Source organism: Oceanisphaera psychrotolerans (assembly GCF_001870485.1).
Lineage (GTDB): Bacteria > Pseudomonadota > Gammaproteobacteria > Enterobacterales > Aeromonadaceae > Oceanimonas > Oceanimonas psychrotolerans.
On the sequence record NZ_MDKE01000028.1, the window covers coordinates 1 to 17,324 of the forward strand.

The window sequence follows — 17,324 nt, forward strand, 5'->3', positions numbered from 1 at the left end:
TTTGATCTTCTGAGCGGGATCGTCAAGCGATCTGGCTTAACTGATCGGCATTAGGGATGATTCCCGGCTTTTTTGTTTTTCGTTATCGTTCAGACAATCAGGCCGTCTGTGGTTGGGCATGAGGCCGGCGGCTGTCCTGCTGAGCGTTCAGGTGGCGCAGCAGTAGCCTCAATGCCAATCAGCTTTTACTGAATAACAAAACTCGTTGTTGACTGGGCAATATAGATGCTTGTTCTTCTACTTCACTCGCTAACTGGCCTGCATCCATCGCAACACGGCATAACAAGTCTACCTCGGGCGACTTGCAGCCTTTACGCCAGGCCAGCATCAGCGGGCAATAAACGGGGAGATCATCAAGTTCGTAGGCAATGAGGTTATCATCACCTGCAGCCAGAATGCTCGGCATGATGGCGTAGCCCATCCCCGTGGCTACCAGGCCGCGAATGGTAATGTCATCGTGACACTCCTGCACGATATGCGGCGTGACGCCCGCATCACGAAAATACCGGTCGATACGATCGTAGCTGCCCGGGGTCGAATCACGCTTGAAGCGTATGTAGGGGGCTCCATCAAAGTCGCGCAGCGATGTGGGCGCCTTGTCCAGGAAACCGGGGTGACGACGCATGATCACCGCCATGCGGAACGTGCCGATGGGCAGGGTATCCAGCAGAGGCTCATCGTCTGGTTCAATGAACAGCAGGCCGGCATCAATGCTGCCCTGGACGATGGCCGTGGACTGAGGGCCGGATAACATGGACTCGAGTGCAAGCCGGATATCCGGATACTGCGCACGAAACCGACTGATCACTCCCGAAATGCTGGGAATGTAAGGGTGAATGGTGGTGATGCCGATGGACAGGCTGTCGGCATACCCTTCTGCGATGGCTTTTGTCTTCTTGGCAACATTATCAACGTCGGCCACCAGGCGCAGGGCATTGTCATACAGGAATTCACCTGCCCGGGTTAATATCACTCCCTTGTGATTTCTATCGAGCAGCCGGGTACCCAGCCCTTCTTCGAGCAGCCGGATTTGCCGTGTTAATGCCGGCTGGGCAATGTGAATTTTTCTTGCCGCCGCAGTGATTGAACCTTCATCGACGACTGACAGAAAGTACCTCAGTTTTCTTATATCCATGTTGTTATTTCGCTCAAACAGCCTGTGGCATATCAAAAAGGCATGGCATCATCGAGAAGAAGTATTTTTCGGCCTTTAACTCATTGAATATGATGAAAAACGCCGCTGAGTGCAACAGCACAAACGGTGGTTTCATGGACTTTTCCCCTTGGCGACGTGCTGCTTGCCGGGAGGATGATAGTCAGTTACGGAAGACCAAGCCGGTTCCAGGTAATGGGCAATAGAGGGATCTATCTAATGAAAGAGTGTGATATAGAGCGCATGACTGCCTTTCGGCGTGAGCTGCATCGTTTTCCCGAGCTCTCCTGTCATGAGCAACAGACCGCCGAACGGGTGGTTGGCATGCTGCGGGAAATCGGTGTCGACGAGGTGTATCAGGGCATCGGCGGCCACGGCGTGGTCGGCATCATCAACGGCTTGTCGGCCGGTCGCAGCGTGGGCCTGAGGGCCGACATGGATGCCCTGCCGTTGGCAGAAGACAACACCACCGAGTACTGTTCCCGCCATCAGGGTGTCATGCATGCTTGCGGCCATGATGGTCATACGGCGATGCTGGTCGGTGCTGCCCTTGAGCTGGTTCAGAACCGTCCAGCCTCCGGTCGTGTGGTACTTGTCTTCCAACCGGCCGAGGAGCTCGGCACTGGGGCGCCCGCGATGCTTGACGATGGACTGCTGGAGCGCTTTCCCATCGAAGCGATATTTGGCATGCACAACTGGCCCGGGGTCGAGACTGGGCACTTTGTGATCCATGACCGGCCGCACATGGCCTCAAGTGACGATTTCGAGGTGCAGTTCAACTCCGAAGGCGGTCATGGCGCCATGCCCCACCTGACCACGGACCCCGTCTTTGCTGCCGGGTTGTTCGTAACCGCCTTGCAGCAGGTCATCAGTCGCAATACCAATCCCGAGGATATCGCAGTCGTCAGTGTCGGCAGTCTTCAGAGCGGTCATGCCAGCAACATCATTCCGGCCATGGCCAGGATCAAGGGCACAGCCCGCAGTTTTAAGCCCGATGTCAGACGGCATATCGAACAACGTATCCACGATATCGTGGAAGGTATTGGCTTGGCGACGGGGTGTGCGCCGGCCATTGACTACAGGCACTCGACCCCGCCGGTGGCCAATGACCCGGCCTGTGTTACCCTCGCGCGCAGCGTGGTCGAAGAGCTGTGGGGCACGTCTCTGCTGGTGGATCATCCGATCAGCATGGGCGCCGATGACATGGGCGCTTTCCTGGAAAAGGTACCTGGCGTCTATGCGTGGATTGGCAATGGGGGCGGTGACTCGGCCCCACGGTTGCATCAGCCCGACTACGACTTCAACGACGACATTCTGGATAAAGGCAGCCGTTTTCTTTCCCATGCTGCTCGACGTTTTCTCGACAGCAACCAGTGAGTTCAGGGGGTAATATGAGTCATCTAGAAAGAGCTGCCGAGTTCGAGGCAGCACCACGCCGGCAGCTCGGTTTTCCACATATCTTCGTGGTCTTGTTCACTTTCATCTGTGTCGCGGCCGCTATGACCTATCTGATCGATGCCGGCAGCTATGAGCGAGTGCTTTCCGAGCAGGGCAAGACGGTGGTGGTACCTGGCAGCTATGCTGCCATCGATGGCCAGCCAGCGACCTTGCTCACTCCGTTCATCGCGGTCTTCGAGGGCATGAAGGAAGGCAGCAGCATCATCTTCTTCATCTTTATTTCCGGGGGCGCCTTTGGGGTACTCAAGGCGACGGGAGTACTGCAGAAGCTGGTGGCCAGTATCAGCCGCAGCCTGTCGGGTCATGACATCATCCTGATCCCGTTGTTGATGCTGCTGTTTGCCATCGGCGGCGCCACCTTTGGTCTCGCCGAGGAAACCATCGCCTTCATCATCATACTGGCACCGATGATGAGGATGCTGGGTTATAACTCCATGGTTGCCGCCGCCGTTCCGCTGGTGGGTGCCGGGGCCGGGTTCTCCGCGGCGTTCATGAATCCCTTTACCGTCGGTGTGGCCCAGGATATTGCCCAGTTGCCGATGTTTTCGGGCATGGGCCTGCGGGTTGTTTACTGGCTGGTGTTTGTCGGCGTGAGCATCGCTTTCGTGACCTACTATGCCGCCAGGGTGAAATCGACTCCCGTGTCTGGAGTAGCAGGAGGTCAGGATGTGCTCGACGAAAGCCCCCTGAGTCATTCCGACCGCTTGATCCTGTCGGCCTTCGCCGGTTCCATCCTGCTAATCGCCTATGGCGTCATCCGTCATGGCTGGTATATCGGCGAAATGTCCGGCGTGTTCCTGCTGATGAGCATAATGGTCGGGGCCTTTGCCCGCATGAGCCCCAACGAGATCGCCGAACAGTTTGTGAATGGACTAAAGGACATCGCCATGGGGGCCCTGGTGGTCGGTTTCGCCTTCGGTATCCTGATCGTGCTCAAGAACGGCAGCATCCTCGATACCATTCTATATCATCTCGAACAGCTGATTGGCGGCATGCCACCCGTGTTCACGGCCGTCGGTATGTTTCTGGTACAGATGCTGCTTAACTGCCTGGTCCCCTCCGGCAGTGGCCAGGCCGCCCTGACCATGCCGCTGATGGTGCCGCTTGCCGATCTCGTGGGCGTTACTCGCCAGACCGCGGTGCTTGCCTTTCAGTTGGGCGACGGCATCACCAACATCATCACCCCCACCTCCGGCTACTTTATGGCGGGACTGTCGGTGGCCGGTGTTTCCTGGAGCAAATGGATCAAGTGGATTCTGCCATTGTTCCTGATACAGCTGATGCTGGCCGCCGGCATGGTTACCCTTGCCTATTATATTTCCTGGTCTTGAAGGACGTTTTCCTATGCAGATTAAACAGATCACCGTCTATGGCATTCGTTTGCCACTCAAACAGCCATTTAAGATTGCCTACGATACCTATGAAGATATCGAAAGTATCCTGGTCAGGGTCGAGTCGACTTCGGGAGAAGTGGGCTGGGGGGAAGCGGTTGTCGACCAGCACGTCTCGGGAGAGACTTGGCAGGCAGCTCGACAGATCATCACCGGAGAATTGGCGCCGCTACTGATCGGGCGCCCAATCGACAGTATTGGCACCTTCCACAGCATGGCCGAGGCACGTATCCGCCATAACCCTTCCGCCAAGGCCGCTCTGGATATTGCCCTGCACGACCTGCTGGCCAGGCACTGTAAGGTGCCACTCTACAGCCTGCTCGGGGGACGCTACCATGCCCGTCTCGAACTGCCTTGCGTGATCAGCATGCTGGCACCGGAGGAGATGGCGCGCCAGGCGCGGGAAGCCTGTGAGCGTGGTTATACATCAGTCAAGATCAAACTCGGTGATGCCCCGGCGCTGGATGTCGAACGCATCGCTCGCGTCCGGGAGGCGATGGCGCCGGGCGTGGCGCTGCGGGTAGATGCCAACCAGGGCTGGAGTGCCAAGCAGGCTCTGCAGGTTATCCGTCAGGCTGCGCCCTATCAGGTGGAGTGGTTCGAGCAACCGGTCTCCATCGAGAATCTGGATGCACTGGCCCGAGTAACTCAGGCCACCGAGGCGGTTATCATGGCCGACGAGCCCATCCACGGCGTGCGCGACATGCTCGAGGTGGTTCGCCGCCAGGCGGCGGACATGGTCAATATCAAACTGATGAAGTCCGGGGGATTGCACGCCGCCCGCGCCATGGCAGAGATCGGTCTCGCCGCCGATATTTCCTGCCAGGTAGGTTCCATGGTGGAGTCATCGGTGGCTACCCTAGCGGGCGCGCACCTGGCGGTGGCCCATTGCAACATAGTGGCTAACGACATGGTGGGACCGGCCATGATTGCTCGTGATGTTGCCGACATGCCCGGCAATGAGACCCATATCGAGTTGTCCGATGCCCCCGGGCTTGGCATCTGGATCGACGAGGACAGAGTCAGGGCACTCAGTACCTTTGAAGATAGAATCGACTGAGTACATGAAAAGAGAATCATTGTTTATAAGATAATTCCTCAATACACAGACGCGACACCCAGATCATATCGCAACAAAAAAGCCGGGATAATTCCCGGCTTTTTTGTTTTCGCTCTTCCTGACGATAATCAGGCTGTCAGCGGTTTAGCATGGGGCTGACGGCTGACGGCTGACGGCTGACGGCTGACGGCTGTCTTGCTGCTCGCCCAGGTGGCGCAGCAGGATGCCGAAGCCGGCGTCCACCGACTCGGGCAGCGGCAGCCAGACCACATGGCCGCTGCCGGGCGCGACCTCGATGGTTTCACCTTTGCGGTTTTTCAGTTGATCCAGAGTGAAGGTCAGGTTGCCGTTGGGCGTCATCAGTTCCAGCTGGTCGCCGAGCAGAAACTTGTTTTTCACCGACACTTCTACCCAGTCGCCATCGCGGCCGGTGATTTCGCCCACAAACTGCTGGCTGGTCGAAACTGAATAACCGGTCTCGTAATTCTGGTAGTCGCCGTGGGCATGGCGCTTGAGAAAACCCTCGGTATAGCCACGGTGGGCCAGGTTTTCCAGGGTATTCATCAGGGTGGCGTCGAAGGGCTTGCCCGCCACCGCATCGTCGATGGCCTTGCGATAAACCTGAGCGGTGCGCGCCACGTAATAGAACGACTTGGTACGGCCTTCAATTTTCAGCGAGTGTACGCCCATCTGAGTCAGTCGCTCCACATACTGCACTGCGCGCAGATCCTTGGAGTTCATGATGTAGGTGCCGTGCTCGTCTTCGTAAGCGGCCATGTATTCGCCGGGGCGATTGCTTTCTTCCAGCAGCACCGGCTGATCGTAGGGAGCGCCGGCGCCGAGGGTGGGCTCGACCTGTTGCACTTGCTCTACCGGCTGCACCAGGATGGGCTCCTGCTTGTGCACTATCTGGCCGGCATCATCTTCCTTGGCGTCGTGCACCTTGTATTCCCAGCGGCAGGCGTTGGTACAGGTACCCTGGTTGGGATCGCGCTTGTTGATGTAGCCGGACAGCAGGCAACGTCCGGAATAGGCCATACACAGGGCGCCGTGAACAAACACTTCCAGCTCGACATCCGGGCAGTTGGTGCGAATTTCCTCGATCTCTTCCAGCGACAGCTCGCGCGACAGTATCACCCGTTCGATGCCGTAGTCCTGCCAGAACTTGACCGAGGCCCAGTTGACGGCGTTGGCCTGCACCGAAAGGTGAATGGGCATTTCGGGAAAGTGCTCGCGCACCAGCATGATGAGTCCGGGATCAGACATGATCAGGGCATCCGGGCCCATTTCCACTACCGGCTTCATGTCGCGCAGAAAGGTTTTCAGTTTGGCGTTGTGGGGCTGAATGTTGACCACCACATAGAATTTCTTGCCGAGCGCATGGGCTTCGTCGATGCCAATCTTGAGGTTTTCGTGATTGAATTCGTTGTTGCGTACCCGCAGCGAATAACGAGGCTGGCCGGCGTAGACCGCATCGGCGCCATAGGCGAAGGCATAACGCATATTCTTGAGGGTGCCGGCGGGGGAGAGCAATTCGGGTTTGAACGGTTCAGTGGTCAACATGTCATTCTCGTCTGATATCAGGTCAGCAGGCCACCACCAGATGGCGACCGGGAGTGCTATTTTACGCCCTCGGGCGCTTGATATCGAGCAGAGACAAAAAGCCGGGCTTCAAGCCCGGCTTTTGTGGTCACGATGACTACGGTCGAAGGTTACTTGGAGATATGAGTGATCAGATCCAGTACCTTGTTGGAGTAACCGATTTCGTTGTCGTACCAGGACACCAGCTTGACGAAGTTGTCGTTCAGGGCGATACCGGCCTTGGCATCAAATACCGAGGTGCAGGTTTCACCGATGAAATCGTTGGAAACCACTTCGTCATCGGTGTAGTCCAGGATGCCTTTCAGCTCGCCTTCGGCAGCAGCCTTGATGGTGGCGCAGATTTCTTCGTAGCTGGCGGCCTTTTCCAGACGCACAGTCAAATCCACTACAGACACATCCGGCGTCGGTACCCGGAAGGCCATGCCGGTCAGTTTGCCGTTCAGCTCGGGAATTACCTTGCCCACGGCCTTGGCGGCACCGGTGGAAGAAGGAATGATGTTCTGAGCGGCACCACGGCCACCGCGCCAGTCTTTGGCGGAAGGACCGTCAACGGTTTTCTGGGTGGCGGTAGTGGCGTGTACTGTGGTCATCAGGCCTTCGACAATGCCGAAGTTGTCGTTGATAACCTTGGCCAGGGGCGCCAGGCAGTTGGTGGTGCAGGAGGCGTTGGAGACGATGTCCTGGTTGTCATACTTGTCGTGGTTGACGCCCATGACGAACATGGGGGTGTCGTCCTTGGACGGACCGGTCAGTACGACTTTCTTGGCACCGGCCTGGATGTGCTTGCGGGCGGTGTCGTCGGTCAGGAACAGACCGGTGGCTTCTGCTACCACGTCGACACCCACTTCATCCCACTTCAGGTTGGCCGGATCACGCTCGGCGGTAACGCGGATGGTCTTGCCATTGACGATAAGCTGACCGTCCTTGACGTCGACGGTGCCCTTGAAGCGGCCATGGGTGGAGTCGTATTTCAGCATATAGGCCATGTAGTCTGCGTCGAGCAGATCGTTGATGGCAACGATTTCTACATCATTGCGTTCAAACGCGGCACGGAAGACGAAACGACCGATACGGCCAAAACCGTTAATACCAACCTTGATTGTCATAAGATTCACCTAGCTCCTGAATGGTTAAAGTGTAATTTTAATGAAATTTTATGTTGCTAAAATTACAAAAAAAATCGAATCAGTCAATCTAATAAAGGTTTTTTTCGTTTTTTAATGCCTTATTTTGAAATTTTATTTCGTGTTTTTGGATGATTGAACCTTGGGATTACCCACATGTTACCGGCGGCGGGCACCTTGCCAGGCTGTCTGCTGAGTATAGAAGCTGATTGGCAGTGTCAGCTCCGGTTGTAGGTGCCTTCTTGCAGAAGATCGATGATGGTATCGACGCGCTGCTGCATCTGCTGCTGCTGGATGTTGTCGAAGCGGGCATAGACATTCATGCGGGTCAGGTCGACCCGGTTGTCCGGATTCAGCTTGGCCAGTACGCGAGACCAGATCCACACCTCGCGATAGCGTTGTTCACGAACGTAGAGGCCGATCAGGTTGGCGATAATGTCGGTATCTATGGTGGCATCGGCCTCGTAAAGGCTGAGCGCCCGGTGCAGAGCCTGCTCCGCCGCCGCGCTGTCGCGCAGGGTGAGTAAAGCTGCCAGGGCTTTCTGCAGCTCCGGCTTTAGCATTTCCGGCCGGTCGGCCAGTTTGATGAAGCGGGCTCTGGCGCTGAGGTTGCCGTGATGCTGCCAGTGCCAGAGCAGCAGCTCCGGGTAATCGGAATTCAGGCTCTGTTGCTCCAGTTGTGCCAATGCGTTTCTGGCCTTGAGGATGGCTTCCAGCTTGTCGTTCTTCCGCTCCTTGCGTTTGGTGTATTCGATGTCCAGCAGGGGATCCAGGCAGTCGTGATAACGCTTCAGGCTGACCATCAGCTGATAGTCGCTGGCATCATCCGGTGAGCTGGCTTGCTGCCGTCGCGCCCTGATAAGGTTCGAACGTTCGAATTTGCACCAGCTGTCTTCATGCAGGTCGACGCAGAAGTGTGGCGTTGTTTCGCAGATGGTTTGGATGCGATCTTGCTCACAAGCTGCCAAAAAGAGGGGAGTCATCAGTATTAAAAAGGCACTTTTTGTATTCATATGGAGCCTGCTCGACCAGTCCTTAGTCTGGTAATCATACCCCCTATCCACTAAAATAGGCGCGCTTAAAATAGAGCTGATGCGGCATGTTTTTAATAACCCGCCATCAATGTTAATGACGGTTACCTGAAACAAAAGGATCTGGTCGATGACCCACGAGAGTTACTTGTCCGCCTGGCAGCAGAGCCAGGAACTGGCAGAGTCCATGCAGCCCCTTATCGGCAAACTGTACCGCGAACAGGGAGTGGAAACCTGCGTTTATGCACGCCCCCTGCTGAATGCCTCTACCATTGACATTCTCAAGGCTCACCGTGTGGTGCGTCGCCACGAAAGTCAGCAACTGCCGGTCAGCCAGAGCTACCCGGTGTTGAAGGCGATGAGCGAGCTGGATCTGGCCCCGGCCAGCATCGATCTGGGCAAGCTGGCAGTACATTACTGGCAAGAGCACCAGGACGAGTCCGGTCTGGCCGATTACCTGCGCCGTGAACTGGCTCCTGCCCTGAACACCGATCACAGCAGCCAACCTACCGATGTCGTGCTGTACGGCTTCGGTCGTATCGGTCGTTTGCTGGCGCGTCTGCTGATCGAGCGTGCCGGTGGCAATAATGGTCTGCGCCTGCGTGGCATCGTGGTGCGCGGCAATGGCGACGATCTGGAAAAGCGCGCCAGTCTGCTGCGTCGCGACTCCGTACACGGTCGTTTCAACGGTTCCATCGAAGTGGATGCCGAAAACCATGCCATTATCGCCAACGGTACCTATATTCAGGTGATCTACGCCAATAGCCCGGAAGAGATCGACTATACCCAGTACGGCATCCATGATGCGCTGGTGGTCGACAACACCGGTAAATGGCGTGACGAAGCAGGCCTGGGTCTGCACCTCAAGTCCAAGGGGGCCGCCAAGGTGCTGCTGACGGCGCCGGGCAAAGGCGACATCAAGAACATCGTGTTCGGTGTCAACGACAACATGATTCTGCCGGAAGACCGCATCATGTCGGCCGCTTCCTGTACCACCAACGCCATTACCCCGGTGTTGAAGGCGGTCAACGATGCCTATGGCGTGAAAAACGGTCATGTGGAAACCGTACACTCGTACACCAACGACCAGAACCTGATCGATAACTTCCATCAGGGTGATCGTCGTGGCCGCAGTGCCGCGCTGAACATGGTGCTGACCAGCACGGGTGCCGCTTCTGCCGTGGCCAAGGCCCTGCCCGAGCTGAAAGGCAAGCTGACCGGTAACGCCATTCGGGTTCCGACGCCCAACGTCTCCATGGCGGTCATTAACCTGAATCTGAACAAGGCCACCACGGTAGAAGAGCTGAACGAATATCTGCTCAAGGCATCGCTGGATTCACCGCTGCATAACCAGATTGACTTCAGCACCAGCAGCGAGCTGGTATCCACCGATATGGTCGGCTCTCGTTTCGCGGGTATCGTCGATTCTCTGGCGACCATTGTCGAAGGTGACAGAGCCGTACTCTACGTCTGGTACGACAACGAGTTCGGTTACAGCTGCCAGGTGGTGCGGGTGATGCAGAAAATGGCCGGCATCGAACTGATGGATCTGCCTGCCGTCTGAGGCGGATAGCGCCGTAACCAGTGACAAGGGGTGGCCGTGGGCTACCCCTTTTATGTTTGTGGTGGTAGCCTCATTGCCGCCACTAGAGGAGGAAATGCCATGTCATCTTTTCAGCAAGCCATCGCCAATATGCCCGAAGACGTTTACCAGCGGCTGAAAACCGCCGTCGAACTCGGTAAATGGCCGGATGGTGCCGTGCTGACTCCCGCACAGAAGGAAAGCAGCATGCAGGCGGTGCTGGCCTGGCAGGCGATGCACAACGACAACCCCGAGCACATGACCATCGGCAAGGGGGGCGAGCTGGTGATGAAGAGCAAGTCGGAGTTGCGTCGCCAGTTTCGTGATGAAGCCGAGATCACCCGCCAGAAACTGAACTGAGCCCGTATGAAGCTTTAAGCGGTCAGCTGTTAGCCGTATGTGGCGGAGCCTGTTACTGATTGTTGTGCCAGAAGAACATGCCCGTCTGTAAAATGGATTCCGGCTCGAGGGCCGGAATGACGGCATCATTCGTCACTCCGGGCTTGACCCGGAGTCCATAACGGTTGCACCGTGCAATCCCCAATCCCCAATCCCCAATCCCTTTGAAATTTTTCTTGTACAAACTTGATCTAATTGTACAACAACGACTATGTTATAAGGAATAATTGTACAAGAGGGTATGGTATGTACAAGTTTGACCCGGCTGTGATCCGCGTCGGTATCAGTGGCTGCCTGACCGGACAACAGGTGCGCTTCGACGGTGGCCACAAACGTTCCGATTTTTGTACCGAGCAACTGGCTCGCTTCGTGGAGTTTGTGCCGGTGTGCCCGGAAATGGCCATCGGCCTGGGCACGCCTCGCCCCAGCATCCGGCTGATCAACCATGAAGGCAGCCTGCTGGCGCAGACGGCGAAGGGGGAAGACGTGACCGCCGCGCTGCGTGACTATGGCCGGCAGATGGCGGCGGGCTTCGAAGGCCTGAGTGGCTATATTCTCTGTGCCAAATCCCCCAGCTGCGGCATGGAGCGGGTGCGGGTCTACCATGAAAGCGGCAAGGGTAATGCCAAGGAAGGCACCGGCATTTATACCGCCGAGCTGATGCGGGCGCTGCCCCTGCTGCCGCTGGAAGAGGACGGTCGACTCAACGATGCGGTGCTGCGGGAAAATTTCGTGACCCGGGTCTATGCCCTGCATGACTGGCAGTGTCTGATGCACCAGGGACTCACCGCCGCCCGGTTGATTGCCTTTCACAGCCGTTACAAATATCTGTTGATGGCACATCATCGTGACAGCTACCTGAGGCTTGGCAAGCTGTTGTCCGACCTGTCATGTGACGTAGAGCAAAAAGCCGATGCCTATATCAGCGGCATGATGCAGGCGCTGGGAAACAAAGCCAGTCGTAACAATCACACCAATGTGCTGCAACACCTGCAGGGTTATTTCAAGCAGCAGCTCACTTCCCGTCAGCGCCAGGAGCTGGCCCGCACCATTCATCAGTATCGGCAGGGCATACTGCCCCTGCTGGCGCCCATAACACTGCTGCGTCACTACCTGGAAGAGCACCCCAACGACTATCTGCATCAGCAGGTGTATCTGAATCCCCACCCGGAGGCATTGCGACTGCGTTATGGCATCTGAACCTCTGTACCCGATCCGGGACGTTTCCCGGCTGACCGGTATCAACCCGGTCACCCTGCGGGCCTGGCAGCGTCGTTATGGCCTGCTGAAGCCGGCCCGTACCGAAAAAGGCCATCGGTTGTATTCCGACGATGACATCGCCCTGATCCGCCGGATCCTGCATTGGCTGGATCAGGGGGTCAGTATCGGTCAGGTGAAGGGGCTGCTGGCCGAGCCGGCACCGGTGGCCAGTGGCTCCAACTGGGAGCAGGCCGGGGACCGGCTGATGACGGCCGCGCAGCAGCTTAATGCTGGCCGGCTGGAGGCCGAATTGCTGGAGCTGACCAGCCTCTATCCGGCCGAGCTGGTATTGCGCCGGGTCATCGAGCCCTGGTTACTGGCCCTGGCCCGGTTGCAGCGGCCGGATGCACAGTTAATCGAACAAAGTGCCCGGGCCTTGCTCAAGCGGCTGCTGCACCAGCTGCTGACCATCAAGACCGGCCCGGTGATCGCCGTGGCCCGGGTGGGGCAGGTACGGGAACAGCAGGCGGTGTTGACCCAGTTCGAGCTGCAGGGGCTGGAATGCCGCAGCCTGGATCTGGGCGTGCTCGACCCGCTGACATTACCGCTGGCAGAAGGAAGACTCAAATACGATGCCCTGGTGGTGATACTGGGGGCTGGCCTGAGCCAGGGCTGGTTCAGCGAGATGGATGCCGCCTTGCCGGCACACTGTTTCTTTATCGGCGAGCTGGGCAACCTCTACCGGCAGCAAGGTTGGCTGAACCGGCCTTTTTCGACCAATGTGAGCGACATAACGAGGGAGCATGATGCGTCATTTAGTCTGGTTCAGAACTGATCTGCGGGTGGCGGATAATCCCGCCCTGTATGAAGCCGCCGCCGACGACGCCGAGGTGGAGGCGGTGTATGTCGACTGCCCGGGCCAGTGGCAAGAGCATGGCAAATCGGCCATGCAGCGTGACTTTCTGTCCCGTAATCTGCAGGCGCTGAACGAGCAGCTGGCTGGCCTGGGCATACCGCTGACGGTGCTGACAGCCGACACCTTTTCCGAGACGCCCGACCTGCTGGTCCGGTGGCTGGAAGGGCGTCACTTCGATGCGCTCTATGCCAACCGGGAAATCGGCATCGACGAACGCCGGCGCGACAAGGAGCTGCAACGGCGGCTTTCGATTCCCTGCCGGGTGTATAACGGCGATTGCGTGCTCGATCACGGCAGCCTCACCACCCGCAGCGGTGACATGTACAAGGTGTTTACCCCCTTTTCCAAGACTTGGCTGGCCAAGCTGCGAGCCGGTGGTTATCGCTTGCTGCCGGTGCCCGCGGCTCAGGCCGAGGCGCTGTCCAGCGAGCCCCTGAGCCTGAGTGGCGAGCGAGTCTCCAGTGACGACTGGCCGGCAGGAGAAGCGGACGCCGCCCAGCGACTGAGTCAATTCTGCCAGCGGTCGCTGCGGGAGTATGGCGAGCGCCGGGATTATCCGGCTCAGGACGGCACCAGCAGCCTGTCGCCTTATCTGGCACTTGGCGTCCTGTCTCCCAACCAGTGTCTGTCGGCCATGGAATCCGAGCTGGGGCAGTTGCCGTTCAGCCGGGGTGAACCGGGCTTCGTCTGGCTGAATGAGCTGATCTGGCGGGAATTCTATCGGCATCTGCTGGTGGCCTTTCCACGCCTGTCGATGGATCGCGCCTTCAGGCCGGAAACCGAGGCGTTGCAGTGGAGCCGGGACGATGAAGGCTTCCGGGCCTGGTGCGAAGGTCACACCGGCTATCCCATCGTCGATGCGGCCATGCGTTGCCTGAACCAGACCGGCTGGATGCACAACCGGCTGCGGATGATCGTGGCCAGCTTTCTGACCAAGGATCTGCATATCGACTGGCGCCGGGGCGAACGCTATTTCATGTCACGCCTTATCGACGGTGAGCTGGCGGCCAACAACGGTGGCTGGCAATGGGCCGCCGGCACCGGCGCCGATGCCGCCCCCTATTTTCGGGTGTTCAACCCGACCACCCAGGGTGAGCGTTTCGATGCGGAGGGCGACTTCTTGCGGTGCTGGCTGCCGGAGCTGGCCGAGGTGCCGGCCCGGGTGATTCACTCACCTCACGACTGGCTGGATAACCACAGCCCGGGCCATGGTTATGCCAAACCGATTGTCGATCATGGTCGGGCCCGGCTTCATGCCATCGCCATGTTCGATGCCCTGAAAGACCGGGAGACGGTATGAGCCCGGCGCTGACGGTGTTCTGCCGCGAATACCAGCGTCTGTCGGGGAATAACCTGCAGGTGCTGCGCGAGATCTATGCCCCCGACATCTGCTTCAGCGATCCGGCCCACCACATTCAGGGCATAGCGGCGTTGTTGTCGTATTTCGAGGGCCTCTTTGCCCGGGTGACGAGCTGCCGCTTCGAGATCGAGCAGGTGATGGAGCAGGACGGTGAGGCCTTTGTGCGCTGGCAAATGACGTTTGCCCATCCCCGGCTTAATGGCGGCAGGGAAGTCAGCGTGCCCGGCGTCAGTCATCTGCGCTTTGCCGGGCAGGTGCATGAACACAAAGATTACTTCGACATGGGCGCCATGCTGTATGAGCAGTTGCCGCTGCTGGGTGGCGTGATCCGGGGATTGAAACGGAGGCTTGGCCAATGAAACGGGTATTGATTACCGGCGCCAGCTCGGGCATCGGGCTGCAGCTGGCACGAGACTATCACCGTGAGGGCTGGCAACTGGTGGCCTGTGGTCGCAACCGGGAGAAGCTGGAGCAGGCGCTGGCGGGCATCGAATGCGAATTGTGCGAATTCGACATGCAACAACCCGAACAGACCAAGCAGGCGTTGAGCGGGCTGGCGCCCCTGGATTTGGTGATCCTCAATGCGGGTAATTGTGAATATATCGACGATGCCCGCCAGTTTGATGCCGCGCTCTTTGCCCGGGTGGTCAACGCCAACCTGCTCGGCACCGCCAACTGTCTGTCGGCGTTGCTCCCGCGCATCAAGCACGGCGGGCGTGTGGCGGTGGTCAGCTCTTCGGTGACCTTTCTGCCACTGACCCGGGCAGAAGCCTATGGCGCCTCCAAAGCCGGGCTGGATTATCTGGTGCGTACCCTGGGGATCGATCTGGCGCCACATCATATCGGGGTAAGTCTGATCCGGCCCGGTTTTGTCGACACGCCGCTGACCCGCAGAAACGACTTCCCCATGCCCGGGCGGGTGTCACCGGAGCAGGCCAGCCAAGCCATTCGCCAGGGGCTGGCCCGGGGCAAGTCCGAGATCAGTTTTCCCTTTGGCTTCATCTCGGTGTTGCGTCTGCTTTCCTGGCTGCCCCACCGGCTCTGGGCCTGGCTGGCGAAGCGCACGGTAAGGGGTGAAAAATGAGCAGAATTGCCGTAATTGGCAGCGGTATTTCCGGCCTGACCAGCGCCTGGCTGCTGAGCGACCAGCACCAGATCACCCTGTTTGAAGCCAACGATTATCTCGGCGGCCACACCGCCACCGTCGATGTAATGGTGGGCGGAAAACAGCATGCGGTCGACACCGGTTTCATCGTGTTCAACGACCGCACCTATCCGAACTTCCGGCGGCTGCTGGCCCGTATCGGCATCGAGGCCCGGGTCACCCAGATGAGCTTCAGCGTGCATCAGGCCCGGACCGGGCTGGAGTATAACGGCCATACCCTGGGTTCCATGTTTGCCCAGCGCGCCAATCTGCTGAGTCCGCGTTTCTACGGTTTTCTCGCCGAGATTGTGCGCTTCAATCTGTTGTGCAAGAAAATCATCAGGGGCGGGGAGTTAAGCGAGCATGAGACCCTGGGCGCTTTTCTCGACCGATACGGATTTTCCGACTTCTTTGCCGGCCACTATATCCTGCCGATGGTGGCGGCCATCTGGTCGTCGTCGCTGGCCGACAGCCGGGATTTTCCGCTGGCCTTCTTCCTGCGCTTTTTCAACCATCACGGCCTGCTCAATCTGGTGGACAGACCGCAGTGGTATGTGGTGCAAGGTGGTTCGCGCAGTTATATTCCGGCCCTTACCGCTCCAATCGGGGATATTCGTCTCAGCACCCCGGTGCTGTCCGTTCGTCGACATCAGACCGGCGTGAACATCGAAACATCCGTCGGTGTCGAGCAGTTCGACGAGGTGATCCTGGCCTGCCATTCGGATCAGGCGCTGAGATTGCTGGCTGATGCCACCGAGGCCGAGCGGCAGGTGCTGGGCGGGCTGCCCTATCGCGATAACGAAGTGGTATTGCATACCGACACCGGGCTGCTGCCGCGGGAGCCCCGCGCCTGGGCCAGCTGGAATTACTGGCTGGACGGAGGCGAAGATGCCCTGCCGGCGGTGACCTATAACATGAATATTCTGCAGGGCCTCGACGCAAAAGAGACCTTCTGTGTCACCCTCAATCGCAGTCAGGCCATCGCCACCGACAAGATACTGCGTCGTTTCACCTATGCCCATCCGGTGTATAACCGGGAGGCGATCAAGGCCCAGGCTCGGCGCCTCGAGATCTGTGGCCGGCAACATACTCACTTCTGCGGCGCCTACTGGTATAACGGCTTTCATGAAGACGGCGTCAGGAGCGCACTCGATGTATGTGCCCGTTTCGGGGTGAGCCTATGAGTTACAGCGCCATCTATCAGGGCCAGGTTCGCCACCGCCGTTATGTTCCCCGCGAACACGGCTTCAGTTACGGCCTCTACATGCTGGCGCTGGATCTGGACGAGCTGGAACAGCTGGCCGCTCGCAGCCGGCTCTTCGCCTGCGAACGCTTTGCCCCCTTGAGTTTTTGCCGCCGGGACTACCTGGGCGATCCTGCGCTGCCGTTGAAGACGGCAGTGCTGGACGAGGTCGGGCGGCTGGGTGGCGACACCGGCGGGCTGGACCGGGTGCTGATGCTGGGACAGGTGCGCTGCTTCGGCCTGTATTTCAGCCCGATTAACGTGTTTTTTTGTTATCGGGGCGAGCAGGCCCGTTATGCGCTGATGGAGGTGCATAACACGCCGTGGAATGAGCGTCATTGTTATCTGGTGAACCTTGAACAGGCCACTCCGACGGATAAGGCGTTTCATGTTTCCCCTTTCATGGGCATGAATATGCGCTACCACTGGCGCATCAAACCGCCGGCGCGGCGGGCTCTGGTGCATATCGAAAACCGGGATCCGGCGCTGCTGTTTGATGCCACCCTCAGCCTGCAGCGGCACCCCTTTGACCGGACCGTGCTGAAAGCCGCCCTGCTGCAGTGGCCGATGATGACACTGACCATAGTGCGTGGCATCTACTGGCAGGCACTGCGGCTGTTTTTGAAACGCGTTCCCTATCATTCACATCCCTGAAGGAAGC

The 17,324-nt window shown here is 58.3% G+C and carries 16 protein-coding genes; 12 read left to right on the forward strand and 4 right to left on the reverse strand.

The genetic code is table 11. From position 1 onward, the window contains the following. Positions 1-178 precede the first annotated feature (178 nt). Complete coding sequence (locus BFR47_RS10745) at positions 179-1,135, reverse strand: LysR family transcriptional regulator (RefSeq protein WP_083399102.1); 957 nt, start codon at positions 1,133-1,135, stop codon at positions 179-181. Between the two features lie 237 nt (positions 1,136-1,372). On the opposite strand from BFR47_RS10745, the gene BFR47_RS10750 reads away from it, so the two are divergent. The 3 genes from BFR47_RS10750 to BFR47_RS10760 are packed head-to-tail and all read left to right on the forward strand — an operon-like array spanning position 1,373 to position 5,062. Continuing rightward, complete coding sequence (locus BFR47_RS10750) at positions 1,373-2,530, forward strand: M20 metallopeptidase family protein (protein ID WP_071473071.1); 1,158 nt, start codon at positions 1,373-1,375, stop codon at positions 2,528-2,530. A 14-nt stretch (positions 2,531-2,544) separates the two neighbouring features. Then, the gene (locus BFR47_RS10755; protein ID WP_071473072.1) at positions 2,545-3,942 is read left to right on the forward strand and encodes a YfcC family protein; all 1,398 of its coding nucleotides are present in this window, start codon (positions 2,545-2,547) and stop codon (positions 3,940-3,942) included. Positions 3,943-3,955: 13 nt separating this feature from the next. Then, on the forward strand, positions 3,956-5,062 hold the full coding sequence (locus BFR47_RS10760) for a mandelate racemase/muconate lactonizing enzyme family protein (RefSeq protein ID WP_071473073.1): 1,107 nt from the start codon (positions 3,956-3,958) through the stop codon (positions 5,060-5,062). A 144-nt stretch (positions 5,063-5,206) separates the two neighbouring features. On the opposite strand, the gene trhP is transcribed toward BFR47_RS10760, so the two are convergent. The 3 genes from trhP to BFR47_RS10775 form a co-directional block, all read right to left on the reverse strand. Further along, positions 5,207-6,625, reverse strand: a complete 1,419-nt coding sequence (trhP, locus tag BFR47_RS10765; RefSeq protein WP_071473074.1) for a prephenate-dependent tRNA uridine(34) hydroxylase TrhP — start codon at positions 6,623-6,625, stop codon at positions 5,207-5,209. A gap of 149 nt (positions 6,626-6,774) precedes the next feature. Then, positions 6,775-7,770, reverse strand: coding sequence for a glyceraldehyde-3-phosphate dehydrogenase (gene gapA / locus BFR47_RS10770; protein WP_071473075.1), 996 nt, complete (start codon positions 7,768-7,770; stop codon positions 6,775-6,777). A gap of 236 nt (positions 7,771-8,006) precedes the next feature. Continuing rightward, on the reverse strand, positions 8,007-8,801 hold the full coding sequence (locus tag BFR47_RS10775; protein WP_071473076.1) for a DUF2989 domain-containing protein: 795 nt from the start codon (positions 8,799-8,801) through the stop codon (positions 8,007-8,009). A 148-nt stretch (positions 8,802-8,949) separates the two neighbouring features. On the opposite strand from BFR47_RS10775, the gene BFR47_RS10780 reads away from it, so the two are divergent. From BFR47_RS10780 to BFR47_RS10820, 9 genes are all read left to right on the forward strand, one after another. Next, on the forward strand, positions 8,950-10,383 hold the full coding sequence (locus BFR47_RS10780) for a glyceraldehyde-3-phosphate dehydrogenase (protein WP_071473077.1): 1,434 nt from the start codon (positions 8,950-8,952) through the stop codon (positions 10,381-10,383). A gap of 99 nt (positions 10,384-10,482) precedes the next feature. Continuing rightward, positions 10,483-10,761 (forward strand): YeaC family protein, encoded by a 279-nt coding sequence (locus BFR47_RS10785; RefSeq protein ID WP_071473078.1) that lies wholly within the window; start codon positions 10,483-10,485, stop codon positions 10,759-10,761. Between the two features lie 285 nt (positions 10,762-11,046). Then, on the forward strand, positions 11,047-12,000 hold the full coding sequence (locus tag BFR47_RS10790; RefSeq protein WP_071473079.1) for a YbgA family protein: 954 nt from the start codon (positions 11,047-11,049) through the stop codon (positions 11,998-12,000). Beyond that, positions 11,990-12,835, forward strand: a complete 846-nt coding sequence (locus tag BFR47_RS10795) for a MerR family transcriptional regulator (RefSeq protein ID WP_071473080.1) — start codon at positions 11,990-11,992, stop codon at positions 12,833-12,835. The genes BFR47_RS10790 and BFR47_RS10795 overlap by 11 nt, the downstream gene beginning before the upstream one ends. Beyond that, positions 12,807-14,216, forward strand: a complete 1,410-nt coding sequence (gene phrB / locus BFR47_RS10800; RefSeq protein WP_071473081.1) for a deoxyribodipyrimidine photo-lyase — start codon at positions 12,807-12,809, stop codon at positions 14,214-14,216. Before BFR47_RS10795 ends, phrB begins: the two co-directional genes overlap by 29 nt. Further along, complete coding sequence (locus BFR47_RS10805; RefSeq protein ID WP_071473082.1) at positions 14,213-14,635, forward strand: nuclear transport factor 2 family protein; 423 nt, start codon at positions 14,213-14,215, stop codon at positions 14,633-14,635. The genes phrB and BFR47_RS10805 overlap by 4 nt, the downstream gene beginning before the upstream one ends. Next, a complete protein-coding gene (locus tag BFR47_RS10810; RefSeq protein ID WP_071473083.1) occupies positions 14,632-15,360 on the forward strand; it encodes an SDR family NAD(P)-dependent oxidoreductase in 729 nt (242 codons plus the stop codon). Before BFR47_RS10805 ends, BFR47_RS10810 begins: the two co-directional genes overlap by 4 nt. Then, complete coding sequence (locus tag BFR47_RS10815) at positions 15,357-16,604, forward strand: NAD(P)/FAD-dependent oxidoreductase (RefSeq protein WP_071473084.1); 1,248 nt, start codon at positions 15,357-15,359, stop codon at positions 16,602-16,604. The genes BFR47_RS10810 and BFR47_RS10815 overlap by 4 nt, the downstream gene beginning before the upstream one ends. Further along, complete coding sequence (locus BFR47_RS10820) at positions 16,601-17,317, forward strand: DUF1365 domain-containing protein (RefSeq protein WP_083399103.1); 717 nt, start codon at positions 16,601-16,603, stop codon at positions 17,315-17,317. The genes BFR47_RS10815 and BFR47_RS10820 overlap by 4 nt, the downstream gene beginning before the upstream one ends. Positions 17,318-17,324 lie beyond the last annotated feature (7 nt).

What these genes read in the sequence shown, in the direction of transcription:
- BFR47_RS10745 (WP_083399102.1), bottom strand. Translation starts at nt 1,135, where the DNA reads ATGGATATAAGAAAACTGAGGTACTTTCTGTCAGTCGTCGATGAAGGT.
- BFR47_RS10750 (WP_071473071.1), top strand. Translation starts at nt 1,373, where the DNA reads ATGAAAGAGTGTGATATAGAGCGCATGACTGCCTTTCGGCGTGAGCTG.
- BFR47_RS10755 (WP_071473072.1), top strand. Translation starts at nt 2,545, where the DNA reads ATGAGTCATCTAGAAAGAGCTGCCGAGTTCGAGGCAGCACCACGCCGG.
- BFR47_RS10760 (WP_071473073.1), top strand. Translation starts at nt 3,956, where the DNA reads ATGCAGATTAAACAGATCACCGTCTATGGCATTCGTTTGCCACTCAAA.
- trhP (WP_071473074.1), bottom strand. Translation starts at nt 6,625, where the DNA reads ATGTTGACCACTGAACCGTTCAAACCCGAATTGCTCTCCCCCGCCGGC.
- gapA (WP_071473075.1), bottom strand. Translation starts at nt 7,770, where the DNA reads ATGACAATCAAGGTTGGTATTAACGGTTTTGGCCGTATCGGTCGTTTC.
- BFR47_RS10775 (WP_071473076.1), bottom strand. Translation starts at nt 8,801, where the DNA reads ATGAATACAAAAAGTGCCTTTTTAATACTGATGACTCCCCTCTTTTTG.
- BFR47_RS10780 (WP_071473077.1), top strand. Translation starts at nt 8,950, where the DNA reads ATGACCCACGAGAGTTACTTGTCCGCCTGGCAGCAGAGCCAGGAACTG.
- BFR47_RS10785 (WP_071473078.1), top strand. Translation starts at nt 10,483, where the DNA reads ATGTCATCTTTTCAGCAAGCCATCGCCAATATGCCCGAAGACGTTTAC.
- BFR47_RS10790 (WP_071473079.1), top strand. Translation starts at nt 11,047, where the DNA reads ATGTACAAGTTTGACCCGGCTGTGATCCGCGTCGGTATCAGTGGCTGC.
- BFR47_RS10795 (WP_071473080.1), top strand. Translation starts at nt 11,990, where the DNA reads ATGGCATCTGAACCTCTGTACCCGATCCGGGACGTTTCCCGGCTGACC.
- phrB (WP_071473081.1), top strand. Translation starts at nt 12,807, where the DNA reads ATGCGTCATTTAGTCTGGTTCAGAACTGATCTGCGGGTGGCGGATAAT.
- BFR47_RS10805 (WP_071473082.1), top strand. Translation starts at nt 14,213, where the DNA reads ATGAGCCCGGCGCTGACGGTGTTCTGCCGCGAATACCAGCGTCTGTCG.
- BFR47_RS10810 (WP_071473083.1), top strand. Translation starts at nt 14,632, where the DNA reads ATGAAACGGGTATTGATTACCGGCGCCAGCTCGGGCATCGGGCTGCAG.
- BFR47_RS10815 (WP_071473084.1), top strand. Translation starts at nt 15,357, where the DNA reads ATGAGCAGAATTGCCGTAATTGGCAGCGGTATTTCCGGCCTGACCAGC.
- BFR47_RS10820 (WP_083399103.1), top strand. Translation starts at nt 16,601, where the DNA reads ATGAGTTACAGCGCCATCTATCAGGGCCAGGTTCGCCACCGCCGTTAT.